This window comes from Pseudomonas sp. R9.37 (genome assembly GCF_963878885.1).
In the GTDB taxonomy this organism is placed as follows: Bacteria; Pseudomonadota; Gammaproteobacteria; order Pseudomonadales; family Pseudomonadaceae; genus Aquipseudomonas.
The window spans coordinates 51,240-65,666 of the sequence record NZ_CAWNZA010000043.1; the positions used below are offsets into that span (position 1 = coordinate 51,240).

Annotated in this window: 17 protein-coding genes; 13 read left to right on the forward strand and 4 right to left on the reverse strand. The window is 51.4% G+C overall.

What is annotated here, in order from left to right; all coding sequences use genetic code 11:
• The first annotated feature begins 117 nt into the window (after positions 1-117).
• The 9 genes from AACU78_RS19335 to AACU78_RS19375 all read left to right on the forward strand — a co-directional run bounded on the left by AACU78_RS19335 (position 118) and on the right by AACU78_RS19375 (position 6,661).
• Positions 118-504, forward strand: a complete 387-nt coding sequence (locus AACU78_RS19335; protein WP_146151425.1) for a hypothetical protein — start codon at positions 118-120, stop codon at positions 502-504.
• Positions 505-1,124: 620 nt separating this feature from the next.
• On the forward strand, positions 1,125-1,502 hold the full coding sequence (locus AACU78_RS19340) for a cytidine deaminase-like fold-containing protein (RefSeq protein WP_445261902.1): 378 nt from the start codon (positions 1,125-1,127) through the stop codon (positions 1,500-1,502).
• On the forward strand, positions 1,477-1,878 hold the full coding sequence (locus AACU78_RS19345) for a DUF6911 family protein (protein WP_146151426.1): 402 nt from the start codon (positions 1,477-1,479) through the stop codon (positions 1,876-1,878). The genes AACU78_RS19340 and AACU78_RS19345 overlap by 26 nt, the downstream gene beginning before the upstream one ends.
• Positions 1,879-2,372: 494 nt before the next feature.
• On the forward strand, positions 2,373-2,951 hold the full coding sequence (locus tag AACU78_RS19350) for a hypothetical protein (protein ID WP_106577331.1): 579 nt from the start codon (positions 2,373-2,375) through the stop codon (positions 2,949-2,951).
• 245 nt (positions 2,952-3,196) lie between these two features.
• Positions 3,197-3,595 (forward strand): SMI1/KNR4 family protein, encoded by a 399-nt coding sequence (locus AACU78_RS19355; RefSeq protein ID WP_106577332.1) that lies wholly within the window; start codon positions 3,197-3,199, stop codon positions 3,593-3,595.
• 647 nt (positions 3,596-4,242) lie between these two features.
• Complete coding sequence (locus AACU78_RS19360; protein ID WP_106577334.1) at positions 4,243-4,827, forward strand: hypothetical protein; 585 nt, start codon at positions 4,243-4,245, stop codon at positions 4,825-4,827.
• Between the two features lie 215 nt (positions 4,828-5,042).
• On the forward strand, positions 5,043-5,462 hold the full coding sequence (locus tag AACU78_RS19365) for a hypothetical protein (protein WP_106577335.1): 420 nt from the start codon (positions 5,043-5,045) through the stop codon (positions 5,460-5,462).
• A 53-nt stretch (positions 5,463-5,515) separates the two neighbouring features.
• Positions 5,516-6,253: a transposase gene (locus AACU78_RS19370; RefSeq protein ID WP_256586948.1), complete on the forward strand. Its 738-nt coding sequence runs from the start codon at positions 5,516-5,518 to the stop codon at positions 6,251-6,253.
• Positions 6,254-6,376: 123 nt separating this feature from the next.
• Positions 6,377-6,661 carry a hypothetical protein gene (locus AACU78_RS19375; RefSeq protein ID WP_106577336.1) on the forward strand — a complete coding sequence of 95 codons (285 nt, stop codon included), beginning with the start codon at positions 6,377-6,379 and terminating at the stop codon, positions 6,659-6,661.
• 108 nt (positions 6,662-6,769) lie between these two features.
• Here the strand turns inward: AACU78_RS19375 and AACU78_RS19380 are convergent, their stop codons facing one another.
• On the reverse strand, positions 6,770-7,126 hold the full coding sequence (locus AACU78_RS19380; RefSeq protein ID WP_256586949.1) for a helix-turn-helix domain-containing protein: 357 nt from the start codon (positions 7,124-7,126) through the stop codon (positions 6,770-6,772).
• Between the two features lie 342 nt (positions 7,127-7,468).
• Between AACU78_RS19380 and AACU78_RS19385 the strand changes: the two genes are divergently transcribed.
• Positions 7,469-7,948 (forward strand): hypothetical protein, encoded by a 480-nt coding sequence (locus AACU78_RS19385; RefSeq protein WP_146151427.1) that lies wholly within the window; start codon positions 7,469-7,471, stop codon positions 7,946-7,948.
• 99 nt (positions 7,949-8,047) lie between these two features.
• Positions 8,048-8,434: a hypothetical protein gene (locus AACU78_RS19390; protein WP_146151428.1), complete on the forward strand. Its 387-nt coding sequence runs from the start codon at positions 8,048-8,050 to the stop codon at positions 8,432-8,434.
• A gap of 682 nt (positions 8,435-9,116) precedes the next feature.
• Here the strand turns inward: AACU78_RS19390 and AACU78_RS19395 are convergent.
• Positions 9,117-9,371, reverse strand: coding sequence for a hypothetical protein (locus AACU78_RS19395; RefSeq protein WP_106577337.1), 255 nt, complete (start codon positions 9,369-9,371; stop codon positions 9,117-9,119).
• 679 nt (positions 9,372-10,050) lie between these two features.
• On the opposite strand from AACU78_RS19395, the gene AACU78_RS19400 reads away from it, so the two are divergent.
• Complete coding sequence (locus tag AACU78_RS19400) at positions 10,051-12,621, forward strand: autotransporter family protein (RefSeq protein ID WP_106577338.1); 2,571 nt, start codon at positions 10,051-10,053, stop codon at positions 12,619-12,621.
• 138 nt (positions 12,622-12,759) lie between these two features.
• Here the strand turns inward: AACU78_RS19400 and AACU78_RS19405 are convergent, their stop codons facing one another.
• Positions 12,760-13,347 (reverse strand): hypothetical protein, encoded by a 588-nt coding sequence (locus AACU78_RS19405; protein ID WP_106577339.1) that lies wholly within the window; start codon positions 13,345-13,347, stop codon positions 12,760-12,762.
• Positions 13,348-13,363: 16 nt separating this feature from the next.
• Complete coding sequence (locus AACU78_RS19410; protein ID WP_106577340.1) at positions 13,364-13,975, reverse strand: hypothetical protein; 612 nt, start codon at positions 13,973-13,975, stop codon at positions 13,364-13,366.
• A 198-nt stretch (positions 13,976-14,173) separates the two neighbouring features.
• Between AACU78_RS19410 and AACU78_RS19415 the strand changes: the two genes are divergently transcribed.
• On the forward strand, positions 14,174-14,338 hold the full coding sequence (locus AACU78_RS19415; RefSeq protein ID WP_158266157.1) for a hypothetical protein: 165 nt from the start codon (positions 14,174-14,176) through the stop codon (positions 14,336-14,338).
• Positions 14,339-14,427 lie beyond the last annotated feature (89 nt).

Sequence of the window (14,427 nt, forward strand, 5' to 3'; positions counted from 1 at the left end):
TCCTGCGACCGGGAAGCCGGGTATCGGTCCAGGAGACACACATATCCCTCTTCCTCCTGATTCTTTACCGCTCATTCGTCGTTGAAGTCATGGATTAAATTAGGGTGATATATGAGCATGTTGTCAGAAGATTTTGATTTTCTACTGCTGTCCGGCTGTTATTTGGAAATGATTTCTTTTGGAGTCCGTATCACCAGGCTAGACTTTTCGAGGCCGCAGACGTTCCCTGGTGTATCTCCATATAAAGTTTCTTTCTGCGTAGAAGCTGGATTGAAGTATCGAATTGGAAATGTCGTTGGTCAACGTGATTTTGCTGACTCGTCAACCAGTGCGCCCTTGTTAGACTTTTTGTTAATGAACGTTCAGTCGGTTGAGGAAGTTAAGCCTGCTACGCTACAGATAACATTCTGCACGGGAGATAAAATTTTAGCCGAGCCTGACGATACAGGTGATTGCGAATCCTACTCAATTTATCTTGATTCCGGTGACGTGATCGTAATATGACGCTGGAGATAAGATGGGATCATAACGAGCGGTTTTATTCGTTTTCAGAAGTTGCGTTGGTGGCGATAGACTAAATAAATTTATTGCGGTTGATTGCTTTTAGCTAGTGGGTTAGTGTGAAAATAGGGGTCAGACCACTATGCAAAGGGGACAGATTTATTTAAGTAAATAGCTGTTAATAAATCTGTCCCCTTTGCAATACCGTTGCGGATAAGGTCAACTCCACCTTAGGGCAACACACCAAGCGAAGTGTCGGAATGCCCGCTTCCTGGAGGAGCGAGCACCTGAGCTATGGCGAGTCTTATGCAGAGTTTGTGATCCCTGCGGGTGTGCCGTCTGTGGTCGTGATGAAGATGGTTGCCGCCGAGGCGTCTTGTGTGCCTGATCCACGTGTATTTTTTCCTAGGCGGGTAAAGATTATGAGCCGTACCTACAGAGGCAAGACTGGCAGTGCGGTGGCGTGATTCGACTGCTCTCCGGTCTGGGGGAAATAGGGGTCAGACCACGTTTTTCCGTTTTTCGTTTTTTAGAGTTCAGCAGAGTTGCTCTTTAAAAACATGATTTATTTTTTGTGACTTTTCTGTTTTTGTCGTCCTCGGAAGAATAGTGGTCTGACCCCTATTTTTCTCAACGAGGCGGACCCGAAAATACCTTCGTTGATCACGGATAGGATTGCAGATAAAGCCGCTGCGAATCCTGGCAAACTTTATCCAAACGGAAATATGAAAGATGCCTACGCTGAAATCGGTGTGATCCAGCAAGCATATAGCTCTGGTAAAAATGCCGGAGCGGACATGTCTATGACAGTCACAGGGAAAGATGTATGCGGATTCTGCAAAGGTGACATAGCCGCTGCCGCAGAAAAGGCTGAGTTGAAATCTTTAACCGTAAGAGCTATAGATGATAAAACAGGACTTCCGAAAAACTATTACTGGGAGTCAGGTATGAAGTCTATTAAAGGAGAAAAAATAGATGATCATCGGAGGGTATACCCTTAGTCCTGAGCATGGCAAATCGCAAATCCCTCTCATTGATCAGCCGACCATGGAAGATGTAAGGTCCATTATATGTGAATATAGTAAAGTCGACGGCGTCGCTTCGTTGTCTATTTCCCCGGCACCTGAAGCCGGACCTTACGAAATCAATCTTTATGCTGATTCTGGAAATTATATTGTGATGCTGAACCAATACCTTGATGATGGTGAGCATGTTGTGCGTACTCTTAATAATACGTCGACTGGAGCAAAATTGGTTGATGTTCTGGGCGATTACTATTCGGAGAGTTTTGTCACAAGAAATATAGATATCGTTATTTCTTGTTTTCAAGAATTTTTGAGGTCCGGTGATGTAAGCTTTGCAGTGTTGAATGCTTAAAGTAAAAAAAGGAAATAGGGGTCAGACCACGTTTTTCGTTTTTTAGAGTTCAGCAGAGTTGCTCTTTGAAAACATGATTTATTTTTTGTAATTATTCCAATCTGTTGGCGTGTTGAAGGGCGGCTAAGCTGTAAGCTCCTATCCGATTAGGGGTTTATATGGCTTGCCGTCCTGGGGTTTTACTGCCGGATATCCCGTTGCATATTATTCAGCGGGGAAACAATCGGTCTGCGTGTTTTTATTTAGATGAAGACTATATTTTTAGAAGAATCGTGGTCTGACCCCTATTTTCCCATCAACGCGAACGCCGCAAACCCTTATGGAAAGCTTCCCAGTGCATCTAATCTTGAGTCTTTGGGAGTGAGAGTTGTACAAGACGGTCCTCTGGACTCCCGGTTTTCAGGGCAGACCTTCCTTCGTACAGATGGAAGCGTTATTACAAATCTGGATAGTATGAAAACGATCGTTTTGGAGAAAATAAAATGAGAGTTTCAATGGATTTCGAAGCGCTTGTTACATTTGATTGCACCTACGGGGGGTGGACTGTTGTGGGGGATTCGCTTCGGGTTTTTGTTGAAAAGGGTCTAGTTCTCCCATATTGTAAGCTTGTGAATGAGTTCAATGGTGTTTCGCTTGTTAGATGCGAGAAAAGTGAAAGTGCTCGTGTTGAGGATATGTTTCCCGTGCACTATATTTACGATGCTGTGAGACAGGTTGAATATGGTGAGTGGGAATCTGTAGGCGGACTTTTGAGGGCCCGTAGTCAAGGTGGGGAGTGGGTGCAGTATATAAGCAAATCTGAAAGTTCATATGCTATGCATGAGTTTGTTGGTGGTTGTTGGTTTGTCTTTGTAGGTGTTTCTTTTTCAAAAAGCACAGTTGTTGAATATGCAGAGGATAGGAAGAGCTCCACGGGGCTCAAGGTGATGCAAGAACTTGCTTCACCATGTTTCTTGAGCGTGTCTTCTGAAAAGTATTTCCTGGAGGGAGTTCTCAATGCCCCGCCTGGGCCTGGCTGGATGTCTTGGGAGATTCATGCTAATTCATTTTATATGGAGCTTTCTGAAAATTGACGTTTCTGCGTTGGTGCAAAAGGAAATAAGGGTCAGACCACGTTTTTCCGTTTTTCGTTTTTTAGAGTTCAGCAGAGTTGCTCTTTAAAAACATGATTTATTTTTTGTGACTTTTCTGTTTTTGTCCTCCTCGGAAGAATAGTGGTCTGACCCGTATTTTCCGAAGTTATCCTGCCTCGCGATGTTCATCGGCAGCAGGTAACTCCTTGGTGGAACCAATTGCAGAAAGACTTAGGAAAATAGCTATGGAATATCATCTAACAGAGGGGCAGCTCAATGGTCCGGCTGAAATTCCGGCTGTTGATGGTCTGTCAACACACTTGGGAGTCGCACTTCCTGAGAGTTACATTGAATTCCTTAAGACGCACGACGGAGGCGAAGGATTCATTGGAGATAGCTACATTATTTTCTGGAAGGCAGAAGAGCTAGTCGAATTCAATCGTGAATATGAGGTCGAGACATATGCGCCAGGTATACTTTTGTTCGCTTCTAACGGCGGAGGGGAGGGGTATGGGTTTGACACATTGGATGCAGCAATGCCGGTAGTTCGAATTCCGTTTATAGGTATGAATCGTCAGTATGCTATATCGGTAGCGAGCGACCTTCCCGATCTATTTGCTCGATTGGCAGACCAAAATGAGTGAGCTTAACAAGCACTCACGCCCTAAAGGCATGGAGCTATTCGAGATTAAACCCGCTATCGTTGGTGGTGATCCGAACAGTCCTGAGAACAAAACTTGGTTGACGAGACAGCAACACTTTGAGGCTGTACGCTACTGGAATCGGATTATCAGCAGTCTGCGTAATGAACGGATGTAACTAGAGGTGCAAAAGCGACAAGAGGCGCGAAACCCACCGCAGAGAAATAGGAAGAGAAATAGGGGGCAGACCACGGTTTTTTTTAGAGTTCAGCAGAGTTGCTCTTTAAAAACATGATTTATTTTTTGTAATTATTCCAATCTGTTGGCCTGTTGAAGGGCGGCTAAGCTGTAAGCTCCTATCCGGTTAGGGGTTTATATGGCTCGCCGTCCTAGGGTTTTACTGCCGGATATCCCGTTGCATATTATTCAGCAGGGAAACAATCGGTCTGTGTGTTTTTATTCAGATGAAGAAAATAGGGGGCAGACCACGATTTAAGGCTGGCAGAGTTGCTTTAAAACATAGAAGAATGGTGGTCTGACCCCTATTTCCTCTCCCTCGAGCTACCCAAGATTTGGGAGTCCCTACTCGAAAAGAACTCGAGTAACGCCCGTGTTTATACACAGGATGAATTTTTCAAGGAGTTCAAGCAATGAAGGTGAACCAGACAGTTTTTGATGATCTTTGGAATGGAGAGAGAAGTGTCTGCTTTTTTGTACACTCTGGAAGATGTTATTGGGTGATAGATGAGAAGTATAATTTCTCTCTTGACGCAGAAAAAGACTATCGCACCTATCTTGAAGATGGCGATATAACCCAGGAGCAATACGAGCAGTCTTGCAAAAGTTTCAGGGGCGGTATTCTGAAAATGACTTCGGAAAATTTTCCGCAGTATCTAGATGAATCAAGTGAAAAAATTCTTACTTCAATCGATTTGAAAAATTTCATAGAAGCGGATTATGAAGTTTTTGAAAAGACTGAACATTATTTTTTAACCGGCGAGGGTTTGTCCCCGGCCCTATTTAAAAAGGCCAATATCATTCATTCCAGGTTTCCCAAGTTCTACATAAATTTTGACAGAAAAATTTTTATGCATATGGATGACGTGCGTGTTCATGAAAGTTTAGCTTATTCGGACTGGACTGCTGAATGCTTTGATTTTAGCTTTTTGATCCCTGCTCGCGAGCGGTACTGGATAGTGGCGGGCAATGACTATTGGAAACTTCGGTTTATATAAAGCGAGGGAAAATAGAGGGAAATAGGGGTCAGACCACGGTTTTGTTTTTTAGAGTTCAGCAGAGTTGCTCTTTAAAAACATGATTTATTTTTTGTGACTTTTCTGTTTTTGTCGTGCTCGGAAGAATAGTGGTCTGACCCCTATTTTTCTTGGTGAGATATTGGGGTCAGACCACGTTTTTTGAATGAGCCGGCGCATATCGGTACGAGGTTCCCATGACACGTGAGGTTCAGATGGCAGGTTTAGCGGTAGTCGGATGGCGGTTGGTGCAGGGGTTGTGCCTGCTGCTGATGTTCGTCAGTGCAAGCGTTTGTATGTTGGCGTGGGGCTCCTTCGACAGCTCTACCGCCGGCGCTTTCGGAGCGGCGCTGGGCGGTTTCCTGATGTGTGGCATTGGGCTGCTGTTCGCATTTGTGTTCGAGCGCTTGCGCACGCCTCGGGCCACGGCGCGCTACATGGCGACGCGTGTGGCCGTGGTTCTGCTGCTGGCAGCGGGCGCGGTGTACTTGGCCGACGCGGTATGGCTTGCGCCTGAGCGCGACGCGCTCGACGCGAATTTGGAAGGGGCGACCTGTGGCAAGTACACCGGCACCATCGTGAAAGGCTGGGAGCAGATTTGCGCCGGGAGGAAATAGGGGGCGATTGAAGGAGTAAAGGTTTTGGACGCGAGGCCGTAAAATGAATAACTATGAGAGTGCTGTACTGGTTCTTGAGGAGATGGCTACCTTGCTCGATATGGCGGGAATTCGAAGGAAATAGGGGGCAGACCACGTTTTTCCGGCATACTATTCAGCGGGGAAACAATCGGTCTGCGTGTTTTTATTCAGATGAAGACTATATTTTTTACATTGATACATTAGCCGTGCTTGCTGAGTTATATGGCTGTAAAGTTCACGCATTGTGCTTGATGACAAATCATGTTCATTTGTTGTTGACTCCCAGCTGCTGCGCAGGGGCCGGCCTGCTTATGAAGGGGCTGGGGCAGCGCTACGTTCAATATGTCAATCGAACAGGCACGTTGTGGGAAGGCCGTTTCCGCTCCTGTTTGGTTCAACAAGACAACTATGTTTTAGCTTGCTATCGATATATCGAAATGAACCCTGTTAGAGCCGGTATGGTTGCTCATCCGGGCGACTATCGCTGGACCAGCTATAGGGCAAACGCACAGGGCGAGCTGTCAGGCTTTATAAGCCCGCATGCGGTTTATAACGAATTAGGTAGCGGCACCGCGCAACGAGCCGAAGCTTACCGGTCTATATTCAATGATCGACTTTCACCTGGGCTGATAGAACAAATTCGATCTTCTACAAACGGTAATTATATTTTGGGCGATCAGAAGTTTGCGTCCGAGATCGTGCAGGCATTAGGTAAAAGAGTTTCGCAGGGCGTGTCAGGACGCCCAAAAAAGTATGAGTTAAAAGAATAGAAGAATAGTGGTCTGACCCCTATTTTTCGCCAAAACAAATTATTTGGAATGTTGTGGATAAGGTTGCGACGGGAAGCTAACTAATGTCCAAGATATTTCAAAAGCATTAAGAGGGCTGGATTAATGTCTTTCAATGAGCTTTCTGAAAAGTATGCAGCCCGTTTCGGTTCACCAAGTATGGATAACGTTGGGCTAGAGGAATTTATTCAAATATTAGAGTTGGTGGCGATGAAAAATAAGGGTTTTTTCATATTTAAGGTAGATGGTGAAAGAGAGCGTAATATTTATACTTTTATTTTAAATATGTCGACAAGTAACGATGTTGTAATAAGAAAAGATACAGATAGCATACGGGAAGGTATGGAATTCTTTTTCTCTGAGCTTGAGCGGGTCGGCATATATCCATAACCTGATATGTAGATATTTTGCTTGGTCCCGATAGCAGAACTCGCACTGGTGTTTTCTGTAAATGTGATTGGAATTGCACCGGCCTCGCGCCGGTGTTGTTTTATCTGCTTACTGCAAAACCTCCCTTCCTTCGCTGCTCGCTTTGGTCGTGGCCTGAGCGATCAAAGCATCAAGCATCTGCGCAACAAATTTCTGTTGGCTCTTGGGCAGTTGGTCGATGGCTTCCAGTTGCTGTTGCCATTTCGGAGCGGGGCCACGTTTACGCACAGTGGTTTCCTGCTGCTGACCAAACAGCTCTTCGAGTGTGGTCGAAAGCAGCCGGGCCAGTTCAGGCAGCGCCGCTACCTGAATACGCCGTTTACCGGACTCATAGGCTTGGATGGTCTGCTGGGACACGCCCAGCCGTTCAGCCAGTTGGGTTTGGGGTGATGCCGTGTTCTTTGCGCAGGCGGGCAATCCGCTCACCCAGCGAAATAGGGGTCAGACCACGGTTTTGTTGTTCGTGGAAAGCTTGAGGGGCTTTATTATCTGGCTGGGGATCGAGTGTGTTGCGTAAGCTAAGGGGGAAGTTGGGGGCTAAGGAGCAATAGGTGTCAGACTACAAAACCTATTCATGAAAAATATTTGAGCGGACATGACACGTTTTTGGGGCCGTCAAAATATATGACCGACTCGGACAGAGGCGCAGGGGATTTGCCAGTTGACGTGCCTGGGATCAGCGGTGGCGTAGATATTTTAGACTACAAAATCTAGGGTTGAGTTTGGTTGTAAGCTGCTAGGTTACAACGCTAGTCAAGGGTGTGTACCATGACATTAGAAAATTATCCTCGAAAAACAGTATTTTTTGCATTTTTGCTATGTCCGTTTTTTTCGGGCTTGGCGGCTGTTCCTATAATGTTAATTACGGTGCTGATAACAGTATTTAAAAAACCATCATTGATCGGAGAGGTGAGAAGCGGTGAGCTATTTTCACTTTTTATTACCGTTCCCATCATGGCGCAATTGATTTTTCTTTTCCCCGCCGTGGTGCTGGCGATAGTAGTAACTTTTTTTAAGCTTGAAGGCAGGGCTGGCAGTTATTTAGTGATTTCAATTGTAAGCGCTGTTGTTTCATCCGCTTGGATGTTTAGTGTTGTTTTTTTCTTTATAAGTGAAGTTGAAAATTATCAATTGATGAGAAATATATTTCCTGTGGTTTTGAGTTTTTTGTTGGGAGGTATTTCAACGGGGTTAGCTGCCTATTGGTTTCTGCCCAGGCAAAGGGGACAGATTTATTTAAGTAAATAGCTGTTAAATAAATCTGTCCCCTTTTCATGCTCTTCCTCCTGATTCTTTATCGCTCATTCGTCGTTGAAGTCATGGATTAAATTAGGGTGATATATGAGCATGTTGTCAGAAGATTTTGATTTTCTACTGCTGTCCGGCTGTTATTTGGAAATGATTTCTTTTGGAGTCCGTATCACCAGGCTAGACTTTTCGAGGCCGCAGACGTTCCCTGGTGTATCTCCATATAAAGTTTCTTTCTGCGTAGAAGCTGGATTGAAGTATCGAATTGGAAATGTCGTTGGTCAACGTGATTTTGCTGACTCGTCAACCAGTGCGCCCTTGTTAGACTTTTTGTTAATGGACGTTCAGTCGGTTGAGGAAGTTAAGCCTGCTACGCTACAGATAACATTCTGCACGGGAGATAAAATTTTAGTCGAGCCTGACGATACAGGTGATTGCGAATCCTACTCAATTTATCTTGATTCCGGTGACGTGATCGTAATATGACGCTGGAGATAAGATGGAATCATAACGAGCGGTTTTATTCTTTTTCAGAAGTTGCGTTGGTGGCGATAGATTAAATAAATTTATTGCAGTTGATTGCTTTTAGCTAGTGGGTTAGTGTGAAAATAGGGGTCAGACCACTATGCAAAGGGGACAGATTTATTTAAGTAAATAGCTGCTAATAAATCTGTCCCCTTTGCAATACCGTTGCGGATAAGGTCAACTCCACCTTAGGGCAACACACCAAGCGAAGTGTCGGAATGCCCGCTTCCTGGAGGAGCGAGCACCTGAGCTATGGCGAGTCTTATGCCGAGTTTGTGATCCCTGCGGGTGTGCCGTCTGTGGTTGTGATGAAGATGGTTGCCGCCGAGGCGTCTTGTGTGCCTGATCCACGTGTATTTGTTCCTGAGGCGGGTAAAGATTATGAGGCGTACCTACAGAGGCAAGATTGGCAGTGCGGTGGCGTGATTCGACTGCTCTCCGGTCTGGAGACGCCGGGTGCTATCGCACAGGTTCCGTCGAATAGTTGCGGGAGAAAATAAAGGTAATTGGCGGTTTGGGCCGGCAGCTGCAGCGCAGCGCCAAGGTTGCATAGGCGACAGGCCACTTTTACTGCACAAGCGTGGCCCGCACCTACTCACTGCCTCACCGTTAACAGGGCAGCTCGCCAGCCGCCCTGTCGCGGTCAGTTGACGCTGTTAAGCCTGCGAATGATGACATCCAGCAAATCACACCCATCGCGCAGCGGTATAGCCAGTAGTTGAGCGAAGTCTTGAAGCACCACAGCATCGCTGCTGAGCTGTTCGCGGAAGGCCAGGTTTTCCAACAGTTGCGTGACGGCTCGAATCCGGTACACGGCGGCGTCGTGGAGCACGTCGAGGGGCGCACAGGTGTCGATGAGCAGAGCGGGGACGGTGCAGTCGTGGCCCGTTAGGGGCATGTATTGGTTCATGGTGAAACCTCGGTCAGTAGAGTGAAGCAGTCACCTATCGTCGCCAAACGAATGGGTGACAGCTGTACGCAGGTTGGCGAACCGGGACCGAGTTCCGGCAGACCCGAAGGTCTCCCACGCACAGCTGCCATAAAGCAGCGATGCGGGTACGGAAGCCCCTGCAAGCAAGCAGAAAGCTTTCGCATACGGTCAACGGATCGCCAAATCCGATCGCCCTTGTTGGGCGACGGGCCGGACTATAAGCCCCGCACCCAAACCCACGCAAGGCATCAACGCCCTGACTCAAACCCCTGCGTCCTATCCCCAACCCCCACCGACGCCAACGCTTCCCGCCGTCTGCTCACGGGTATTACGCAAATCCCCAGTCGTTTCGGGAAGCGTCCTACCGCAAAAGGAACCATTTCCCTCAAGCCCGGGTCTTTACCCCGCCCACCCGCAACCGGTAGGGCTGCATGGACTGCAGCGTTTTCAAAATACATTAAGGATTAATGTGAACCTCGCCTCCCTATTCCCTTTTCTGCCACCACCGGCTGAGGTGCGTTTGCTCGCGCCTGCGTTTCAGAAAGGCGCCATGGGGGCATGCACTCGGATCAAGTGATCCTTCGCTCAGCACACCTACAGCCGCCGGGCTTATTGGCGGCTTTGACTGTAGTTCATGGAGTTTGAAATGAAGCGTAAGCCGTTCCAGAAAACCCTGTTGGCCTTGATGGTCAGCGCAGGCGCCGCGCACGTTGCTGCGGTGGAATTTGACGTCAGCAGCGGCCAGAACACGTGGAAAGGCCAGGTGTTCAACGAGCCTGTGACCTTGGTCGGTTCGCGCAATGTGGTGGCCTCCCAGCGTTATGTCGATGGGGCGAGTGTTGCCGAGACCGATATTCAGGGCTCGCTGATCAACCGCGCCGACTACACCATCGATGGCAGTGGCCTCAACATTCGCGGGTTCGTGGTGGATGGTGCGATTGACTCAGATCTCAGAGCCCGTGGCGGCATTATCACCGGCGATGTGGTTCAGTCCGGTGTGATCAGGCTGACCAACCAGACCTGGGCCGAAGGGTTTGAGGTAGGCGCTGCCACCGTCGGCGGCAACGTAATCAACACTGGCACCATCATCACCGTCGACGTGCCGGGTTCCGGCCCCGAGAGCGATGGCGAGGGGATCTACCTCAACGGCACCACCGTAGGCGGCGATGTCGTCAACTCCGGCCTGGTGGACGTGACGTCCTACTACGGCTTCGGCCTGATCCTGGACACCCACAACAATTTGCCGGTGACCGTCGGCGGCAAGATTCTCAACTCCGGCACCATTCGCGTCACCGGTGAAGAGGCGCTGGGCATTGAGGTTGAAACCGACACCAGTGACCTGCGCATTGAAAACAGCGGGTTGGTGACGGTCAATGGCGGCCTTGCCAGAGCGGTTCGGTTCGACTCCGGTACTTACGACTATCTGCTCAACACCGGCACCCTCGAAGCCAATGGCGCCAACGCGGTCGCTGTCAGCCTGCGGGGCGCGACCTTTACCTTGAACCCACAGACGGGCGCACGCGGCATCGTCAACCGTGGCCTGATCAAGGCCGACAGCACGGCGATCCTGGTGGACGCGCGGTACCAAACCTCGCCTTTTGAAATCAACCAGCAAGCCGGCGAGATCCGCAGTAACGCCGGCACCGCCATCGACGCCGCCAACCTCGCCACGCTGAACTGGACCGGCGGCAAAATCACCGGCGACCTGCTCAACTTGAGCGCGGTGAATGTCGCGGGCCAGGCTGATTTCGTCGGCCAGCGCATCATCGCGCCGGTCTCGGTCAACGCCGGTTCGTTGAACCTCTCTGCGCCGGGCACCACGATCACCGGCGACCTCAACGTTGCCAGCGGCGCGGGCATTGATATGCACTTGGCCGACAGCGTGGTGCCGACCACGCCGTACCTGACGGTCAACGGCACGGCCAATTTTGCCCAGGCCTCAAAGCTGACCGTGAGCGCCAACCCTGGCGACTTCACCCGCACCAACAACGGCACCCAGTACACACTGCTGCAAGCCAGCAGCGTGCAAAACAACGGGCTGTCTGTTGCCAGTTCTTCATCGCTGCTCAACGTGCTCAGCTACTCGGCGGATGCCCAAACGGTCAAGGCTGTCGTTGCGGTTAAAGACAACCAGCAAGTGCAGCAGGAACTTACCGGTGCGGGTGCCACCGCCGCAGCGGCGACGGCGGTCAATACCTTCAAGAACGAGGTGCTCGGCGGGCTGAACCAGAACGACCCCGTGTTCCAGTCCCTCGCCAACGCCGGTACTGCGCAACAGCTTGCTCAGGTGAGCGAGCAGCTCAAGCCAGACGTCAACCGTGGCGCGCTGGATGTGGCCTTGTCGGGTCAAACCGTGATCAACGGCGCGATCTTCAACCGCCTCACTGATCAGCGCGAAGGCCATCAAACCGGCGGCGTGTGGGTGCAAGGCCTGAGCAGCAACATGGACCAGGACGGCCGTGGCGGCAACAACGGCTACTCGGCCAACAGCAGCGGCATGGCGGTGGGTGTGGACGGTCGCTTGAACGACACCACCCGCTTGGGCGTGGCCTACAGCTACCTCAACTCCAACATCCATTCCGACCTGGGCAACAAGACTGACGTCGAGGGCCACGCGCTGTCGCTGTATGGCAACTGGGCGCTGCAAAACTGGTTTGTCGACGGCAGCCTCAGCTACGGCCACAACGACAACGACAGCAAACGTCATGTGGCAGGCACCACGGCCAAGGGCAGCTACGACAGTAATGTATTGGCGGCCAGTGTGATCGGCGGTTATAGCTTCAAGCCGTCGCAGGCGGTGGTGATCGAGCCGCGCGTGGCGGCGCGTTATGCCAACGTGCGCATGGATGGCTACGACGAGAAGGGCTCTTCGGCAGCGCTGAGCACCCGCTCGCAACGCTATGAAGTGGGTGAGCTGGGCGCCGGCCTGCGGTTGGCAGGCAACCTGCCGATGGGTGCTGGCAAGCTGCAACCGGAAGCAACCCTGATGGCCTATCACGACCTGATGGGCGATCGCGTCGCGCAAACCTCCAGCTTCGTGGCGGGTGGCTCGCCATTCACCGTCACCGGCGCTTCGGTGGCGCGTGACAGTTATGAAGCCAGCGTGGGCGTGAACTACCAGGTGTCGGACTTTACCGTGGGCGCCAGCTACACCCGCCAGGCGCGCAGCGGGTTTGACGCCGATGGCGTAATGCTCAAGGCGCGGTATGCGTTCTAAGCCAACACCTTAACCCTGTGGGAGCGGGCTTGCCCGCGATAGCGGTAGATCAGTCGATACTTGAGGTGACTGAAACACCGCCTTCGCCAGCAGGCCCGTTCCCGCATGTGGATTTGAGTACGCGGGCGCGTTCTGCTGTCAGAACAGCTTGCGCTGCACCGCCTCGTCCAGTGTGCTGCGCGTCAGCGCTTCAACCACTTCACCCGTGTTCGCCTGGAACGGGATGCCCAGGATCAGCACCAGGTGCATCCAGGTGCGCACGGATTCGCTTTTGCTGACCCGGCCCAATTCTTTGCCGTCCTTGTCCTTGAACACCGTTTCCATCGTGAAGGTGTTTTTCGCCGTGGACGGAATAATGAAAAAGGTGACACCGGTAATGATCGCCGAGGCCATGCTGAACTGTTCGTTGTTATACAGCTTGGCGTCGGCGTAAATGTCCGAGTCCACTTTGTCAGTGCTTACCCGCGCAAAGCGGTTGGACTGGCGGAAGGCATCCGCAACAGCTTTTTCCCACAGCGCTGCCGGGGCGCCGGCGGCGGCGTTGGCGGGGCCGCCGTTGACCTGGTTCAGCGCTGTGGTGCGCACGAATGCGCTGGGTTTCTGCGCTGGCGCGTTGGCGGTCGGCGGCCAGGTCTGCACCGGTGGCAGTTCGTGTTGCGAGTAGGACACGCAACCGCTCAGCAAGATCGCGGCGAGGACCAGGCTGTGCTTGATCAATCCTTTCATGTGTTGCTCCTTGAATTCAGGGTTTGGCCAGTTTGGCGGTAGCGATGTCGAGCAGTTGCGCGACCAGTTTGTTCAGCTGCTGGGCGCCCATCGACGGTGCCCAGTATTCGCCGCCATACAGACCGACGTTGTGTTCGAACTTGAGCGCTTGCTCGGCCGTGGCCAGTTCTTTGCCGTTGCGGTCGACGATCACCAGGTTGCCGGCCACGTCGAAGCTGTCGACGTAGATCGGCCCGTTGACCCAGATCCAGATCGTCAGCGTCAGCAGTGCGCCGGGTATGTAGGCCGGGTGCGGTGCGCGATGGCCCTTGAGCGAGGTCATGTTGAATTTGAGCACCACGTCGTTTTCTTCCAGGCGCGTGGGGTACTCGGTGACCTGCTTGAAGTAACCTGCCGCGCGCACGTACTGGTTGAGCTGGGCCGTGAGCGAGCGGCTGATCGCAGTTTTGTTGGCCTCGTTGACGTCGGCGGCGTTCACCGTCACGTCAGCGATTTGTGCACTGCGCGGGCTGCTGGCGGCAGCCGGGTGGAGCGGGGCACCGATGGGGCCGGTGACGGTGTAGGAGACGCAGCCGGTCATCGACAGCGTCGCGATCAGGGCCGCAGCCCTCAGGAGGGTGTTAAACACGCAATATCCCTATTTAATGAGCAAGCCAAGCCAGTGTCTCGACCGGTGGCTGTGTAACTTGAGGTGGGCGCGCAGCTTAGCAGGCTGCCGTTGGGCGGCGAACTTCACTGTGGCGGCCAAACCGCTTGAGTACATCGGGCAACCCCGTAAAATGCCGCGGCACTGGCTACATCGCATTTTTCAAGGACGAATCAAGCAATGCGCACTTCCGTTTTTCTCCCCGTCACCTGCCTGATGGCAGGCTGCACTTTCCAGCCGGACCGCTGCGCGCCGGTCATCCTTGCCAAAATACCTACCTGCTGGCCCGACACGTTTGGTGTTGAGGTGCTGGGCAAGGTCGCGCGTTTTTTCAGCAAGTTCTGATCGCCGCGACCGCGTAGTTGACGTACACAACAGTCCCTCCCGCGGGTTCACCCGCTGCAACCGCGGACCTCTCACCCTAGGAGCACCCT